The 14,594-nt window shown below is 66.9% G+C and carries 18 protein-coding genes and 1 pseudogene; 16 read left to right on the top strand and 3 right to left on the bottom strand.

The window, feature by feature from the left end; translation table 11 throughout:
• From VFG33_RS26515 to VFG33_RS26495, 5 genes and pseudogenes are all read left to right on the top strand, one after another.
• Positions 1 to 794: pseudogene (locus tag VFG33_RS26515) on the top strand (1-deoxy-D-xylulose-5-phosphate reductoisomerase); the annotation flags it as partial.
• Positions 791 to 2,101: a M50 family metallopeptidase gene (locus VFG33_RS26510; RefSeq protein ID WP_325055674.1), complete on the top strand. Its 1,311-nt coding sequence runs from the start codon at positions 791 to 793 to the stop codon at positions 2,099 to 2,101. The pseudogene VFG33_RS26515 and the gene VFG33_RS26510, both read left to right, overlap by 4 nt.
• 24 nt (positions 2,102 to 2,125) lie before the next feature.
• The gene (ispG, locus tag VFG33_RS26505; protein WP_325055673.1) at positions 2,126 to 3,277 is read left to right on the top strand and encodes a flavodoxin-dependent (E)-4-hydroxy-3-methylbut-2-enyl-diphosphate synthase; all 1,152 of its coding nucleotides are present in this window, start codon (positions 2,126 to 2,128) and stop codon (positions 3,275 to 3,277) included.
• A gap of 83 nt (positions 3,278 to 3,360) precedes the next feature.
• Positions 3,361 to 4,242 (top strand): trypsin-like serine protease, encoded by an 882-nt coding sequence (locus tag VFG33_RS26500; RefSeq protein ID WP_325055672.1) that lies wholly within the window; start codon positions 3,361 to 3,363, stop codon positions 4,240 to 4,242.
• A gap of 60 nt (positions 4,243 to 4,302) precedes the next feature.
• On the top strand, positions 4,303 to 4,851 hold the full coding sequence (locus VFG33_RS26495; protein ID WP_325055671.1) for a nucleosidase: 549 nt from the start codon (positions 4,303 to 4,305) through the stop codon (positions 4,849 to 4,851).
• Here VFG33_RS26495 and VFG33_RS26490 read toward each other — a convergent pair.
• Complete coding sequence (locus tag VFG33_RS26490; RefSeq protein ID WP_325055670.1) at positions 4,837 to 5,340, bottom strand: NUDIX domain-containing protein; 504 nt, start codon at positions 5,338 to 5,340, stop codon at positions 4,837 to 4,839. The two genes, VFG33_RS26495 and VFG33_RS26490, sit on opposite strands and share 15 nt — an antisense overlap.
• A gap of 65 nt (positions 5,341 to 5,405) precedes the next feature.
• Between VFG33_RS26490 and VFG33_RS26485 the strand changes: the two genes are divergently transcribed.
• Entirely contained in the window at positions 5,406 to 5,771 is a 366-nt protein-coding gene (locus VFG33_RS26485) for a MerR family transcriptional regulator (RefSeq protein ID WP_325055669.1), read from the top strand.
• The gene (gene trxA, locus VFG33_RS26480) at positions 5,768 to 6,103 is read left to right on the top strand and encodes a thioredoxin (RefSeq protein WP_325055668.1); all 336 of its coding nucleotides are present in this window, start codon (positions 5,768 to 5,770) and stop codon (positions 6,101 to 6,103) included. The genes VFG33_RS26485 and trxA overlap by 4 nt, the downstream gene beginning before the upstream one ends.
• Here trxA and VFG33_RS26475 read toward each other — a convergent pair.
• Both VFG33_RS26475 and VFG33_RS26470 read right to left on the bottom strand, forming a co-directional pair.
• Complete coding sequence (locus VFG33_RS26475) at positions 6,086 to 6,496, bottom strand: SRPBCC domain-containing protein (protein ID WP_325055667.1); 411 nt, start codon at positions 6,494 to 6,496, stop codon at positions 6,086 to 6,088. The genes trxA and VFG33_RS26475 overlap by 18 nt on opposite strands.
• Positions 6,496 to 6,861, bottom strand: a complete 366-nt coding sequence (locus VFG33_RS26470) for a nuclear transport factor 2 family protein (RefSeq protein WP_325055666.1) — start codon at positions 6,859 to 6,861, stop codon at positions 6,496 to 6,498. Before VFG33_RS26470 ends, VFG33_RS26475 begins: the two co-directional genes overlap by 1 nt.
• A gap of 59 nt (positions 6,862 to 6,920) precedes the next feature.
• Between VFG33_RS26470 and VFG33_RS26465 the strand changes: the two genes are divergently transcribed.
• The 9 genes from VFG33_RS26465 to VFG33_RS26425 all read left to right on the top strand — a co-directional run.
• Positions 6,921 to 7,547 carry a CGNR zinc finger domain-containing protein gene (locus VFG33_RS26465; protein ID WP_325055665.1) on the top strand — a complete coding sequence of 209 codons (627 nt, stop codon included), beginning with the start codon at positions 6,921 to 6,923 and terminating at the stop codon, positions 7,545 to 7,547.
• Between the two features lie 90 nt (positions 7,548 to 7,637).
• Positions 7,638 to 7,802, top strand: coding sequence for a ribbon-helix-helix domain-containing protein (locus tag VFG33_RS26460; protein ID WP_325055664.1), 165 nt, complete (start codon positions 7,638 to 7,640; stop codon positions 7,800 to 7,802).
• Complete coding sequence (locus tag VFG33_RS26455) at positions 7,799 to 8,449, top strand: VOC family protein (RefSeq protein WP_325055663.1); 651 nt, start codon at positions 7,799 to 7,801, stop codon at positions 8,447 to 8,449. Before VFG33_RS26460 ends, VFG33_RS26455 begins: the two co-directional genes overlap by 4 nt.
• Before the next feature lie 86 nt (positions 8,450 to 8,535).
• Positions 8,536 to 9,360: a GNAT family N-acetyltransferase gene (locus VFG33_RS26450; RefSeq protein ID WP_325055662.1), complete on the top strand. Its 825-nt coding sequence runs from the start codon at positions 8,536 to 8,538 to the stop codon at positions 9,358 to 9,360.
• Positions 9,361 to 9,445: 85 nt separating this feature from the next.
• The gene (locus VFG33_RS26445) at positions 9,446 to 10,795 is read left to right on the top strand and encodes a M14 family zinc carboxypeptidase (protein WP_325055661.1); all 1,350 of its coding nucleotides are present in this window, start codon (positions 9,446 to 9,448) and stop codon (positions 10,793 to 10,795) included.
• Positions 10,796 to 10,841: 46 nt separating this feature from the next.
• A complete protein-coding gene (locus VFG33_RS26440) occupies positions 10,842 to 11,213 on the top strand; it encodes a DoxX family protein (protein ID WP_325055660.1) in 372 nt (123 codons plus the stop codon).
• A gap of 134 nt (positions 11,214 to 11,347) precedes the next feature.
• Complete coding sequence (locus tag VFG33_RS26435) at positions 11,348 to 13,111, top strand: proline--tRNA ligase (protein WP_325055659.1); 1,764 nt, start codon at positions 11,348 to 11,350, stop codon at positions 13,109 to 13,111.
• A 564-nt stretch (positions 13,112 to 13,675) separates the two neighbouring features.
• On the top strand, positions 13,676 to 14,350 hold the full coding sequence (locus VFG33_RS26430; RefSeq protein WP_325055658.1) for a slipin family protein: 675 nt from the start codon (positions 13,676 to 13,678) through the stop codon (positions 14,348 to 14,350).
• Positions 14,351 to 14,392: 42 nt separating this feature from the next.
• Positions 14,393 to 14,594 (top strand): class I SAM-dependent methyltransferase (locus tag VFG33_RS26425; RefSeq protein ID WP_325055657.1); only part of this gene is annotated, 202 nt, incomplete at its 3' end.

The raw sequence follows: 14,594 nt of genomic DNA, 5'->3' as shown, positions 1-14,594 counted from the left end.
GCGGGCCGCTGGTCACCCGCCGCGTCAAGCCCGGTCAGATCGTCCCGGTCGACTCCGAGCACAGCGCCATCGCCCAATGCCTTCGCGGCGGGTCTGCCGACGAGGTGCGCAAACTCCTGCTCACCGCCAGCGGTGGTCCGTTCCTGGGCCGGGCGCGTTCAGAGCTCGGCAACGTCACCGTCGAGCAAGCCCTGGCGCACCCCAACTTCGCGATGGGCCCGGTCGTCACGATCAACTCGGCCACGCTGGTGAACAAGGGCCTCGAGTTGATCGAGGCACACCTTCTGTTCGGCATCCCGATGGATCGGGTCGGCGTCGTGGTCCATCCCCAGCAGGCGGTCCACTCGATGGTGGAGTTCCACGACGGCTCCACCTTGGCCCAGGTGTCGCCGCCGACGATGACGCTGCCGATCGCGCTCGGGATCGGCTGGCCCGACCGGATACCGGACGCGTCGCCGCCGTGGAACTGGGCCGAGGCGAGCCGGTGGGAGTTCCTCCCGCTCGACGACGAGGCCTTCCCGGCGGTGCAGCTGGCCCGCGAGGCCGGCACCCGGGGCGGGACCGCCCCGGCCGTGTTCAACGCGGCGAACGAGGTCTGCGTCCAGGCGTTCCGGGACGGCCGGCTGCCGTTCCTCGGGATCGTCGATACCGTGGCCCTAGTTGTGACCGAACACGACGTACCCTCGTACGAGGAACTGTCCCTCGACGACGTACTCGCCGCGGACGCCTGGGCGAGGGCCCGGGCCCGTGAACTGACCGGCACCGACCAAGGCCAGGAGACCACACAGGCATGAGCGCACTTCTCACCCTCATCGGCGTGGTTCTGTTCGTCGTCGGCATCCTCGCCAGCGTGGCCCTGCATGAAATGGGTCACATGCTGCCGGCGAAGGCGTTCGGCATGAAGGTGACGCAGTTCTTCGTCGGCTTCGGCCGGACCGTGTGGTCCACCAAGCGCGGCGAGACGGAGTACGGCGTCAAGCTGATCCCGGCCGGCGGATTCGTCCGGATCATCGGGATGATGCCGCCGGCGAAGGGCCAGGACCCGACCAAGGTCCGCAAGGCGAACACGGGGCCCATCCAGTCGATGGTGGAGAACGCCCGCTCGGCGGAGTACGAGACGATCTCGCCGGAGGACGACGGCCGGCTGTTCTACCAGAAGGTGTGGTGGAAGAAGCTGATCGTGATGGCGTCCGGCCCGCTGGTGAACGTGCTGATCGCGTTCGTGCTCTTCGGCGGCCTGTTCATGCTGTACGGCGCCAACGTCGCGCAGACGACTGTCTCCACGGTCACGGACTGTGTGATCCCCGCCTCGCAGGCGTCCGCGGAGCGCAAGTGCGAGCCGAGCGACCAGGTCTCGCCGGCCAAGGAAGCCGGGTTCCAGGTCGGGGACAAGATCCTGTCCTTCAACGGTACGGCGATCAGCAGCTGGGACGACCTGACCCCGCTGATCCGGGCCAACACCGACAAGCCGGCCTCGATCGTTGTCGAGCGCAACGGCCAGCAGGTCACCCTGACCACCAGCACCATCATCAACCAGGTGGTGGAGAAGGCCGGCTCGGACAAGATCGTCTCGGTCGGCTTCCTCGGCGTCTCGCCGGAGCAGAAGGTCGAGCGGCAGGACTTCGGCTTCGTCGTCGACAAGATGGGTGAGCTCAGCGTCGCCACCGTGCAGGCCCTGGGCAACTTCCCGGAGAAGCTGGTCGGCGTCGCGAAGTCGATCGTCGGCGGTGAGCGCGACCAGGACAGCCCGATGAGTGTCGTCGGCGCGAGCCGGGTGGCGGGAGAGGTCGCCTCGAACAGTTCGTTGACCGGGGGCGAGCGGATCGCCTTCCTGGTCTCGCTGCTCGCTTCGCTGAACCTGTTCCTGGCGCTGTTCAACTTCATTCCGCTGCTGCCGCTGGACGGCGGTCACATGATCGGCGCCATCTGGGAAGGCATCCGGCGCGGGTTCGCCAAGCTCTTCGGCCGGCCCGACCCGGGGTACGTGGACGTGGCCAAGCTGCTGCCGATCGCCTACGTCGCGGCGAGCTTCATAGTGGTGATGGGCGTGCTGCTCGTCATCGCCGACATCGTGAACCCGATCAGGCTGTTCAACGGCTAAGACACCTCAACTGTTGAAGGACATATGAGCATTTCTCTGGGCATGCCCGCGCTGCCTCCGCCGACCATCGCCCCGCGTCGCAAGACCCGCCAGATCAAGGTGGGCAAGGTGCTGGTCGGCGGTGACGCGCCGGTGTCGGTGCAGTCGATGACGACGACGAAGACTCACGACGTCAACACCACCCTTCAGCAGATCGCCGAGTTGACCGCGGCCGGTTGCGACATCGTCCGGGTCGCCTGCCCGCGGCAGGAGGACGCTGACGCGCTCGCGGAGATCGCCAAGCACTCGCAGCTCCCGGTGATCGCCGACATCCACTTCCAGCCGAGCTACGTGTTCGCCGCCATCGAGGCGGGCTGTGCCGCCGTTCGGGTCAATCCGGGCAACATCCGCAAGTTCGACGACCAGGTGAAGGAGATCGCGCAAGCCGCGAAGGATCACGGGACGTCGATCCGGATCGGGGTCAACGCCGGTTCGCTCGACCCACGGCTGCTGGAGAAGTACGGGAAGGCCACGCCTGAGGCGCTGGTCGAGTCGGCCGTCTGGGAGGCGTCGCTCTTCGAGGAGCACGACTTCCACGACTTCAAGATCTCGGTCAAGCACAACGACCCGGTCGTGATGGTGAAGGCGTACGAACTGCTCTCCGAGCGGGGCGACTGGCCGCTGCACCTCGGCGTCACCGAGGCGGGGCCGGCGTTCCAGGGCACGATCAAGTCGTCGGTCGCCTTCGGGGCGCTGCTGGCGAAGGGGATCGGCGACACCATCCGCGTCTCGCTGTCCGCGCCGCCGGTCGAGGAGGTCAAGGTCGGCCTGCAGATCCTGCAGTCGCTGAACCTGCGCGAGCGCAAACTCGAGATCGTCTCCTGCCCGTCCTGCGGACGCGCCCAGGTGGATGTCTATACGCTGGCCGAGCAGGTCACGGCCGGGCTCGAGGGCATGGAGGTCCCGCTCCGCGTCGCCGTGATGGGTTGCGTCGTGAACGGCCCGGGCGAGGCTCGCGAGGCCGACCTCGGAGTTGCCTCCGGCAACGGCAAGGGCCAGATCTTCGTCAAGGGCGAGGTGATCAAGACGGTGCCCGAGTCGAAGATCGTCGAGACCCTGATCGAAGAGGCGATGCGCATCGCCGAAGAGATGGGCGAACCCGCCGAAGGCGGCGAACCCACCGTCACCGTCGGCTGATTCGGTCTTCTCAGCCGCCGCGGATCTGGCATAAGGTGCGAACGGCCCGGCCCGCCTGGAGCCGGCCGTCCGGGAGGTTGACCATGAAACGCAAGATCCTCACTCTGTTCGCAACCGGTGTGGTCGTCTGTGCTGCGACGCTGCCGGCTGCGGCGATCAATTCCTACAACGCGACCGCTGCGCCTGAGCGGACCGAGGTGGGGGCGTTCATGGCGCTGTGGGACAACACCGGCGATGGTGTGCCTGACCGGTTCGACTGGGTATGCAGCGGCACGATGATCGACCGCGACACCTACCTCACGGCGGCCCACTGCACCGATGACTGGCCCGCCGGCACCCGCTTCTACGTGTCCCTCGAGCAGAACGTCCAGTCCCTCCTCGACGCGGCCGCTGCCAAGGGCCTCACGCCCGCACAGACTGCTGCCGCCTTTGTCCAGGCCGGCCAGGCGGTCGAGGGGGACACGCACCAGGACCCGGGATTTCCCGGGAACTCCTCAGATGCACACGACATCGGTGTCATCGACTTCGCGACGCGGCAGACCGATCCACTTGATGTCTGGAGTTTCACGCCGGCGACTCTGCCGACCGCTGGACAGCTTGATCAACTGGGGAGTCGCGCGCTCGATGCCGCCTCCTGGCTGGTCGTCGGCTACGGCACCCAGGAGGCTGTCCGTGGGCCCGGTGGTCACACCCACCCTGGTGGTGGCGTGCGGATGAAGGCGCCGGTGGACTTCAACGCCCTGAACAAGACCTGGGTCCGGCTGGCGATGACCGCGCCGCAGGGTAACGGTGGCGCCTGCTACGGCGATTCCGGTGGACCGAACTTCGTCACGCTGGGCGGCAAGCGGGTGCTTGCGGCAACCACGATCACCGGCGACACGCCTTGCTACGCGACGAACGTGACGTATCGCGTCGATACCCAGTCCGCCCGGAGCTTCCTCGCGCCGTACGTGAAACTGCCCTGAGCCAGGCGGTCTGTGAGATCGCGCTGACTTCGTGGTCACCCGGCGGCTACGCTTCGCCGGGTGACCAGTTATCTGATCGTCAGCGCGATCGCGGCGGAGGCGCGCTACGTCCCTGACGAGTTGCCGACCGTCATCACCGGTATCGGCAAGACCGCGGCCGCGGTGGCGACTGCGACGGCCTTGGCCGGGAGGTCGACAGAGGACTTGGTCGTACTGAACGTCGGGACGACCGGTGCGTTGCGGGACGGGTTGTCCGGGCTTTATCTGCCCAGTGAAGTGGTCAACCACGACATCAACGCGGACGCCGTGCGGGCGCTCGGGCTGGATCCGCAGGAGTCGTTGAAGGTCGAGGGCGGCGACGGGACTGTGCTGGCCTCGGGCGATGTGTTCGTCACGGATCCCGTACTCCGGGCCAAGCTCGCCGAGCGGGCGCATCTGGTGGACATGGAGGCGTACGGCGTCGTCTACGCCTGCCGGCGATTCGGCGTACCGGTTCGGGTGGTGAAGCACGTGTCCGACAGCGCCGACGAGGCTGCGATGGATTGGCCGGCTCTCGTGGACGCCAGCGCCAAGGTGCTGGGGGAGTGGGTTCGCTCAGAGATCGGCTAGCTGCGAGAGCACCTCGGTCTCGCGGACCAGCCAGCGCATGACGCCGCGCCCACTCGCCTGTACCGCGCGGTTCGCCCGCAGCGCTTCCTCGACCGTCACCCAGCGCGGTGTCAGTTCGAGTTCACTCTCGTAGCTCTCCAGTTGCTGCGAACGATCGTCCACCCCACCCGAGCAGTAGAAGTAGTGCGACGTCATCTTGAAGACCTCGTACTCCGGTTCGACCGCCCGCAAGTATTCCACGGTCGACCCGATCGCCAGGCCCACCTCGACCTCGCGCCGGCCGCATTCCTCCAGAAACTCCCGCCCCAACGCCGCCGGCATCGACTCCCCGGCCTCCACCCCTCCACCAGGGAACTTGTAGTCGCCGTGCCGCGAGGCCAGCAGGAGGAGCTCGTCACCGCGGAACATCACCCCGCGGACGGCGATCCGTTCGAGCGTGGGCGCGCTCAGGTCGAGATCTGGATCATGGACGAACTTCCCTAGCAGCATACCGACTATTCTGGCTTGACCTTGACCCTGAGGGCAGGGTTTAGCGTCGGTGTCGAGGAGGCGGAATGCATATCAGTGACCTGGCCGCCGAGGCCGGAGTGACGGTCAAGGCGGTGCGGTACTACGAGTCGCAGGGGCTGCTGAAGCCCGCCAGACAGGCCAACGGCTACCGGACCTACACGTCGGAGGACGTCGTGGTGGTCCGTGAGGTGAAGGCGCTGCTGTCACTCGGGTTGACCGCTGAGCAGACCTATCCGTTTATCGAGTGCCTGCGAGCCGGCAACGACCGCGCTGATGTCTGCCCGGCATCGCTGACGGCGTACCGGACCAGGATCGCCGAAGTGGACCGACGGATCACCGAGCTCACCGATCTGCGGGCCAGGCTCACCGACCTCCTCACCGATGCCGAGAACTGGAGGACGAGAGTATGAGCGATCTGCAGGTAGTCGACGAGAGCAACTTCGACGAGGTGGTGCTGGGAGCGGACAAGCCGGTACTGGTGGACTTCTGGGCCGAGTGGTGCCCGCCGTGCCACCAGATCGTGCCGGTCCTGAAGGCGATCGGCGAGGAACGCAAGGACCAGCTCACCGTGGTGAAGCTGAACTCGGACGAGAACCCGGCGATCTCCTCGAAGTACCGCGTGATGGCACTCCCGACCCTGATGCTGTTCCACCGCGGCGAACTGATCTGGTCTGTGGTCGGCGCCCGCCCGAAGGCGCGCCTGCTCAAGGACCTGGACGACGTCCTACTCGCCGCCGTCTGACAGTCGCCTGACGACGGAATCCATCACGTTCTGCCAGTGAGTGCGCTGGCGGTTGCGCTCCTCGGCATCCGCCAGCCGCTCCTGGTGGAACCGCAGCACCGACTTGGAGCCGGCCCCGGACACTGCCACCTGCACCGTGCTCTCGTGGGACCAGTCCGCGGGATGCCAGGTCAGCCGGATCCGGTCGTGCTCACGAATACTCCGTACTTCGCCCGTGGTCCCGTCCGCCGTCTTGTACGCCGACCCGTTCTCCAGTACTGCGCCTTCGCCCAGCCACACCGTGACTCCCTCGGTGCTGGTGATGAAGTCCCACAGCTCGGGCACGGAGTACGGCAGCGTCTTGGATACGCCGACGTTCCAGCCGGCGTCCTTCGTCTCGCCGACGGGTGCCATCACAGCGCCGTCTGCTGGTGGAAGACCACGCGCCACTCGCCGCCGGTGCGGTTCCACACCGTGCTGGCGTAGGAGGGCAGCTCCAGCTCGTTGCCCTGGACAACTGCCGTCACGTCGACCTTGTAGGTGACCACCGCGTTGTCGTCGTCGAGCACAAGCACCTGCCGACCGGACAACTCCGTCTTGACGTAGGGGTTGTGGTTGGCCGAGATCACCGGGATCGTCTGCGCCTTGTTCATCACGCCGTACTTGCTCACCGCCAGGGAGTCGTTCCGGAGGTACTCGGCGTAGAACCCGCCGTCACCCTCGCGGTTGGCCTGCCACATCTGGTCTTCGAGCTCGAGCAGGGTTTCGGTGACGGTCATCGCAGTCTCCTTTGAGGTGTAACTGGTAATACCGGTGTGACACCGACTATAGTGGTTACATGACGCCAGGCGCAAGACGATTGACCTCTCCGGACGGCGTGACGCACACGTTCGACTCGAGCAGTTTCGCGCTGGAGTTGCTGCTGACCGGCGGCCCGCCGCCCTGGGATCGCTACGAGACGCTGGATACGCCGGAGGCGCTGGCGGACTGGGTGGTGGGCTCGCATCTCGCGCTCGGGTTGCCGGCTGCCGCTCTGAAGATCACCCGGGCCGAGCTCGCCAGGATCAAGGAGTTCCGTGAGGCACTCTGGCGCATCATCCCCGCCCTGACGAAGAGCAATGGCAACGACAAAGTCTTGCCAGGCGCGCAGCCGGTGACGCCGGCGGACCTCAAGCTCGTCAATGCCGCGGTCGGGCCCCTGCCGAGGCCGCAGCTTGGCGGTCCGGACCGCACGAAGCGTTGGGAAACCCCTGTCACCGGTACCCAGATCCTTGGCGCGGCCGCGCGCGAACTGGTCGAGATGATCGGCACGGACCGGGCGAAGCGGGTGCGCATGTGCGAAGGCGCCGACTGCTACCTGATGTTCTACGACACCTCACGCCCGGGCAACCGCCGCTGGTGTTCGATGCAACGCTGCGGCAACCGCAACAAGGTCGGCACCTACCGCACCCGCCACTACGCCTAACCGACCAGGCCCTCCTGGAGGTGGTTGAAGTGGAGGTTCATGGTGGCTCCCGGTTGACTGGTAGCTCTCTAGGATGCTAGTAATATAGCCATGACCGACGAGGTTGCCAAGAAGGCGCAGTTCAACGTCTACCTGCCCCCCGACCTGATCCGCCGGGTCAAGCACAAGGCGATCGACGAGGTGACGAGTCTGTCGGCGCTCGTCGAGCAGGCTCTGACGGAGTACCTGGACAAGCACGGAGAGGCCAGAGGATGAACGACGTGGTGATTCGCCCGTTGCGGTTCAGCGCCGACGTACCGGCGATGCGGGCCTTCCTGGAAACGCTCGGCCTGCGGTCCCGGATCGAATCCGAGCGCGGCGGCTGGGTCGACATGGTCGCAGGCAACGGAATGGTCGCGCTGCACGATGCCGCCAGCAGTTCGACCGGCGCCAAGGCGGGGGACACCACGCTGTCCTTCGAGGCCGACGACATCGACGAACTGAAGGAGCGGCTATTCGCGGCCGGCTATCCGGACGTGACGATCTGGGACGAGGCCTACGGCCGGGTCCTCTCGGTGACCGCCGCGGACGAGACGGTGATCTGGATCGACGAACGCAACGACGACCTGTACGGCTACACGCTGCACGATGCGCATGCCGACACACGCTGGTCGGTGACGCCCCACTTGACCGGAGCCGATCAGGCCTCGTGGCAGCGGTTCCTGGAGATCCTCGGTGGCGACTACCTCGTGGACTACGGACCACGCGAGGCCGAGTTCGCAGTACGGCTCGACCTTCGCACTACCGAGAGCCTGGCCGAGGTCCGGGCCAGGTTGACCGCAACCGGGTACGAACCTCAACCGGACGAAGCCGGCCTCACCCTGACGGACCCGGACGGCCAGACCGTCAAGGTGCAGGCCTGACGCTTTCGGGCAGGAATCCTCGCGAAATCTCAGGGAGCCTGGACCCATTGCGGGCCTGATCCGCCGCGATCAGCTAGGTTCTGCCCGTGGGTGTACGGGTATTGGGTCCTCGCGACCTCTCAGCTGCGAGGGCCGTCATCGCCCGTGATCCGGTCATCAACGTCTTCGTGGACAGTCTGGTGCAGGCGTCCGGGCTGGATCCGCGGCGCGGCGCGGAGGTCTGGGGGTTCGTCGACAAGGGCGAACTCGAGGCGCTCTGTCATGCGGGCGGCAACATGGTCCCGGTCGGCGCCGACGAGGCAGCCCTGCGATCCTTCGCGGCCTACGCTCTCCGCCGCGGTCGGAACTGCTTCCAGATCCTCGGACCTGCTCGGGACGTCGAGCGGCTCTGGACCGTCCTCGAACCGCAGTGGGGCCCGGCCCGCGAAGTCCGCGAGGACCAGCCCTTCATGGTGATCGAGGGCCCGCCGGCGATCGCGCCGGATCCAGTGGTCCGGGCGGTCGAGCCGGTCGAGTTGTCGGTCCTGTACCCGGCCTGCGTGGCGATGTACACCGAAGAGGTCGGGGTGCCGCCGCAGACGGGTCCGGACGGCTCGTTCTACCGGTCGCGAGTGGCCGAGCTGATCCGGGCCGGCCGGGCGTTCGCGCGGATCGAGGACGGCAAGGTCGTCTTCAAGGCGGAGGTCGGATCGGTGGGGACCGGGGTCTGCCAGATCCAGGGCGTCTGGGTCGATCCGGAGCGCCGCGGTGAGGGATTGGCCGCGCCCGGTATGGCCGCAGTGGTTGAGCTCGCTCGGCAGATCTCCCCGGTGGTGACTCTCTATGTGAACGCGTTCAACACGCCCGCCAGAGCGGCGTACGAGCGAGTCGGGTTCCGCACGATCGAGACGTTCGCGACGATCCTGTTCTGAGGCTGAGCGCTCATTGTGATGGTGCGGTGACCGCTGGTGAGGTTTGCTGTTCCGCAGCGCCGCCCCGCGCCGCGGAAGGAACACAATGCGAAAAGTCGCAGTCTCACTGGCCTGCCTGGCCGCCGTCGCTGTCGCCGTCACCGGATTCGCCCCGGGGAGTTCGGCCGCACCGGCTCCCGCGCCAGCATCCGCCTCCGCCGACGCCGAGCCGTCGTATTACACGATGAAACTGCCCGCCGGAACCACCGTCGCCGACCTGGTCCGCGACGGCTACGACATCAGCCATGGGCACGGCTCCCGACCCCTCGTGGTCGCGACGCCGGCCGAGGTCGACCGCCTGCGCGCCCGCGGCGTGGTGCTCGGCAAGAGCGGCAACGTCTATCAACCGGTCGTCCGCGTCGCCTCGGACGCTGCCGGTACTACGTACTACGGCGGCTATCACACCGTCGTCGGTCATGAGCAGCACAATGCCGCGGTCGCAGCCGCACACCCGGATCTCGTGAAGCTGTACGACATCGGTGATTCCTGGAAGAAGACGAAGGGCCAGGGTGGTCACGACATCCAGGCGCTGTGCATCACCAAGCTGGCGGCGGGCGACTGCGCGCTGAACAGCACGGGGAAGAAGGCGAAGTTCGTCCTGCACACGCAGATCCACGCGCGCGAGTTGTCGACGGGTGAGCTCGCATACCGATGGATCGATCTGCTGGTCTCGTCGTACGGGAAGGACCCGGAGATCACCTCCCTGGTGGACACTCGCGAACTATGGGTTATCCCGATCGCGAACCCGGACGGGGTGGATGTGGTCGCCTCGTCGCCGTCGCGGCCGGTGATGCAGCGGAAGAACGTCGACAACGCCGCGGGTGGTTGCCCGGCGGCGGACGCAGGGGTCGATCTCAACCGGAACTCGGACTTCCAGTGGGACGTGGAGCAGGGCGGTCCGTGTGAGGAGACCTATCCGGGCGCGAAGGCGGTCTCGGAACCGGAGACGGTGGCGATCGAGGGCCTGCTCGACAAGGTCTTCCCCGACACCAAGGGCCCGGTCGGCGATCCGGCCAAGCCCGGTACGACGGGGATCTTCATCACCTTGCACAGCTACGGCAACGACATCCTCGCGCCGTACGGCTACACCAACACACCGGCTCCCGACCGTACGGCATTGGTTGCTCTGGGCAATAAGATGGGCGCCTTCAACTCGTACCCCGTCAGCACTGGGGACGGCGGCGTCGGCTACTTCGCCCCCGGCGCGACCGACGACTGGCTCTACGGCACTCGAGGAGTGCCCTCCTTCACCTTCGAAGTGGGCCCGAACTCCGGCACCTGCGGTGGCTTCTTCCCGGCCTACTCCTGCATGGACTCCACCTTCTGGCCCAAGAACAAACCGGCCTTCCTCTACGCCGCCAAAGCCGCCGCAGCCCCTTACGGACCCCTTCCCTGATCCCGCCTACCTACCACCGGGTAACAGGTCCTATAAAGTCTTCTTCATGACCAAGCGAAGTAGGAGCACGACTGGCCTGGCAGCACTGTTCGCCGTTTCCGGCGTGCTCCACTTCGCCAAGCCGGAACCGTACGAGCGGATCGTGCCGCACCAACTTCCCGCGAAGAAGAAGCTTGTCTATGCCTCCGGTGCGGCCGAACTCGCCTGCGCCGCCGGTCTCCTCCATCCCCGGAGCCGCCGGCTCGCAGGTCTGACCAGCGCTGCCCTCCTGGTCGCCATCTTTCCGGCGAACGTCCAGATGGCCCTGGACCTCAACCGCAAAGGCTCACCTCGCGCCAAGACGATCGCCTTCGCCCGCCTCCCACTCCAGCTCCCCCTCATCCGCACCGCACTCAAGGCCTCCCGCGAAACCCCCTGACCCCACCCGCGAGGGACCACGGCGGGTCCCGATACCGGGCCTGTGGAAAAGTGGTGAGAGGACTGGCGGTGGGCGGATATCCTCTTTGCCGTCAGTTGTTTGTCCATCTCGTCTGTTATTGCTTGGAGACTCTCGTGATTCTGCGCATGTCGTCGCTGTTCCTTCGCACCCTTCGCGAGGACCCGGCGGACGCGGAGGTCCCGAGCCACCGGTTGCTGGTGCGCGCGGGATACATCCGCCGTGCCGCCCCGGGGATTTACACCTGGCTGCCGCTGGGGCTGAGGGTGCTGCGCAACGTCGAGACCATCGTCCGTGAGGAGATGAACGCGATCGGCGCGCAGGAGCTGGTCTTCCCGGCGCTGCTGCCCCGCGAGCCCTACGAGGCGACCGGCCGCTGGACCGAGTACGGGCCGAACGTCTTCCGCCTGAAGGACCGCAAGGGCGCCGACATGCTGCTCGGCCCGACCCACGAAGAGATGTTCACGCTGCTCGTGAAGGACCTCTACTCGTCGTACAAGGATCTGCCGCTGTCGATCTACCAGATCCAGAACAAGTACCGCGACGAGGCGCGCCCGCGGGCCGGCGTCCTGCGTGGGCGCGAGTTCGTGATGAAGGATTCCTACTCGTTCGACGTGGACGAGGTGGGGTTGCAGTCGTCGTACGACCTGCACCGGAAGGCGTACATCAAGATCTTCGACCGGCTCGGGTTCGACTACGTGATCGTGCAGGCGATGTCGGGCGCGATGGGCGGCTCGGCCTCGGAGGAGTTCCTCGCCGTCGCGGAGAACGGTGAGGACACCTTCGTCCGCTCACCGGGCGGGTATGCCGCGAATGTCGAGGCCGTGGTGGTTCCGCAGGGGGCGCCGGTGGACGCGTCGGCCGTGCCCGCGGCCGAGGTGGTCGACACCCCGGACACGCCGACCATCGACACCCTGGTCGAGACGCTGAACGCGAAGCACGCCCGCACCGACGGTCGCGAGTGGACCGCTGCGGACACGCTGAAGAACGTGCTGGTGATGCTGGTGCACCCGGACGGATCCCGCGAGCCGCTGGCGATCGGCGTACCGGGGGACCGGGCGATCGACGAGAAGCGGCTCGGCGCGCAGGTAGAGCCGGCCGAGGTGGAGGCGTTCGAGGAGTCCGACTTCGAGAAGAACCCGTCGCTCGCGAAGGGGTACATCGGTCCGGGCGTGCTCGGCAAGGACAACGCCTCGGGCATCCGGTACCTGCTGGATCCCCGCGTGGCCGAGGGATCCGCGTGGGTGACCGGTGCGGACAAGGCCGGTTTCCACGTGCTCAACCTGGTGTACGGCCGTGACTTCCAAGCCGACGGCACGATCCAGGCCGCCGAGGTGCGTGACGGCGACGAGGCGCCGGACGGTAGCGGTCCGCTGTCGTCCGCCCGCGGCATCGAGATGGGGCACATCTTCCAGCTCGGCAAGAAGTACGCCGAGGCGCTGGATCTCAAGGTGCTGGACCAGAACGGCAAACTGGTCACCGTCACGATGGGCTCGTACGGCGTCGGCGTGACCCGGGCGGTCGCCGCGGTCGCCGAGGGCAACCACGACGAGCTGGGCCTGATCTGGCCCCGCGAGCTCTCGCCTGCCGACGTCCATCTGGTTGCCACCGGCAAGGATGCCGCGCTGTTCGAGAAGGCGGCCTCGATCGCCGCCGAGCTGGAGTCCCGCGGCCTCACCGTGCTCTACGACGACCGCGAGAAGGTCTCACCCGGCGTGAAGTTCAAGGACGCCGAACTCCTCGGCGTCCCCACCATCGCCGTCGTCGGCAAGGGCCTGGCCGAAGGCACCATCGAAGTCAAGGACCGCCGCTCCGGCACCAGCACCAACATCGGTGTAGAAGAAATCGTCAACCACCTGGTCACCGTCGTCCGCAGCTGACCAACCGCTGACAACAAACGAGGGGTGCACTCCGGTGGAGTGCACCCCTCACGTCAAAACCCCGGCGGTTTGGCCTGCTCGCAAGCGAACTACCAGGGACCGTTCCGGGGTCTTCGTCAACGACATTACTTGGTCGCGCGCAGAGATGGGTTGGAAAGAGGTGGCCCCGGCGACATGACCAAGGCCAGCGGTCCACCGGGGCTTTCAGGAAGAACTGAACCTAGTGGCAGGCGATAGTCGCAGCCGGCGCGAGCTGGAGAGGAATTCGTTTGCGGTGGGGGCCGAGGAGAGGTCACACTGTGTGACGCACGGCCAGATCAGCAGCGGGTACCGGCTCTGCCGGAACTGTTCTGCGTGTTGTACCTGGTGCGGTGCATCGGCGCCGCTTTGCAACGGACAGAGCTCAGGACTCGATGGTCTGTCCCGGCACCCACAGATCCCGTACGACGGCTCTGCAGGCCCGGCTGCTCGTCCAGAGCCGGCTCCTCCGCCGCCGCCCGGGGTGGGTGCCGGGCCGGATCGAGTGCGACGGGTGCCGATCGAATCAGCGAGGGGGAACAGAGGATGGCCAAGGTCACCGTGCAGGCGCACGAGCGCGTCGTGGTTTATCGCGACGGCGTCTTCGAGGCGGAGCTTGAACCAGGTCGCCACAGCGTGCGCAAGCCCTGGCGGGTGAAGCGCGAACTGGTCGACATGCGCCTGCAGCAGCTCACTGTCGCAGGCCAGGACATCTTTACCTCCGATGGTGTGACCTTGCGCGTCACAGCGGTCGTCCGGTGGCAGATCAACGACGTCCGGGCCTACATCGAGCGCGCCGAGGCTCCCACCGAGCTGCTGCATGTGGCTCTCCAGCTCGCCGTGCGGGACGCGGTCGGCAAGCGGGAGTTGGACGAACTGCTCCGCCCGGAAGGCCGCGCCGCAGTGACGGACGAGCTGGCCGGACCGGTGGGCGATGAGGTGGCAAACCTCGGGATCACCGTTCTCGGCGCCGCAGTACGGGACTTTGTGCTGGTTGGCGAGCTTCGTGCGGCGCTGGCCGAAACTGCCCTCGAACGTCAGCGTGGTCGTGCTGTCCTCGAGCGCGCGCGTGGCGAGTCGGCCGCACTCCGGTCCCTGGCCAACAGCGCCAAGCTCCTCGACGACCACCCGGCTCTGGCCAACCTCCGCATGATCCAGACCGCCGCCGAAGCAGGCGCCACCATCGTTCTCACCCCCGACGGCCTCCCCTCGCGCACCTGATCACTCCCGCGGCTGAGCCCGGCTGAGCCTAAGGTCGGGACCATGGTGGATTACGACGAGCGGTTGCATCGGGTTTACGCCGAGGGGCGGCGGTTGACCTCCGCGGCGCTGGGGGAGTGGATGGGAGCGTTCACCGGGCATGCGCCGACCGAGCGGCCGCTCGCGGTGCTGGATCTGGGGTGCGGGATCGGGCGGTTCACGCCGGCGCTGGCTGAGACGTTCGGTGGACCTGTCTACGGTGTCG

The organism is Kribbella sp. (assembly GCF_035687465.1).
Taxonomy (GTDB): domain Bacteria; phylum Actinomycetota; class Actinomycetes; order Propionibacteriales; family Kribbellaceae; genus Kribbella.
Note: the sequence above shows the minus strand (reverse complement) of the source record. Positions and strands in the feature narration are given on the sequence as shown.

Bases quoted from the DNA above. Each gene is read 5' to 3' on its own strand.
- VFG33_RS26490 (WP_325055670.1), bottom strand. From the start codon at position 5,340: ATGCTGCTAGGGAAGTTCGTCCATGATCCAGATCTCGACCTGAGCGCG.
- VFG33_RS26500 (WP_325055672.1), top strand. From the start codon at position 3,361: ATGAAACGCAAGATCCTCACTCTGTTCGCAACCGGTGTGGTCGTCTGT.
- ispG (WP_325055673.1), top strand. From the start codon at position 2,126: ATGAGCATTTCTCTGGGCATGCCCGCGCTGCCTCCGCCGACCATCGCC.
- VFG33_RS26510 (WP_325055674.1), top strand. From the start codon at position 791: ATGAGCGCACTTCTCACCCTCATCGGCGTGGTTCTGTTCGTCGTCGGC.
- VFG33_RS26440 (WP_325055660.1), top strand. From the start codon at position 10,842: ATGACCAAGCGAAGTAGGAGCACGACTGGCCTGGCAGCACTGTTCGCC.
- VFG33_RS26475 (WP_325055667.1), bottom strand. From the start codon at position 6,496: ATGGCACCCGTCGGCGAGACGAAGGACGCCGGCTGGAACGTCGGCGTA.
- VFG33_RS26465 (WP_325055665.1), top strand. From the start codon at position 6,921: ATGACGCCAGGCGCAAGACGATTGACCTCTCCGGACGGCGTGACGCAC.
- trxA (WP_325055668.1), top strand. From the start codon at position 5,768: ATGAGCGATCTGCAGGTAGTCGACGAGAGCAACTTCGACGAGGTGGTG.
- VFG33_RS26485 (WP_325055669.1), top strand. From the start codon at position 5,406: ATGCATATCAGTGACCTGGCCGCCGAGGCCGGAGTGACGGTCAAGGCG.
- VFG33_RS26470 (WP_325055666.1), bottom strand. From the start codon at position 6,861: ATGACCGTCACCGAAACCCTGCTCGAGCTCGAAGACCAGATGTGGCAG.
- VFG33_RS26430 (WP_325055658.1), top strand. From the start codon at position 13,676: ATGGCCAAGGTCACCGTGCAGGCGCACGAGCGCGTCGTGGTTTATCGC.
- VFG33_RS26460 (WP_325055664.1), top strand. From the start codon at position 7,638: ATGACCGACGAGGTTGCCAAGAAGGCGCAGTTCAACGTCTACCTGCCC.
- VFG33_RS26445 (WP_325055661.1), top strand. From the start codon at position 9,446: ATGCGAAAAGTCGCAGTCTCACTGGCCTGCCTGGCCGCCGTCGCTGTC.
- VFG33_RS26455 (WP_325055663.1), top strand. From the start codon at position 7,799: ATGAACGACGTGGTGATTCGCCCGTTGCGGTTCAGCGCCGACGTACCG.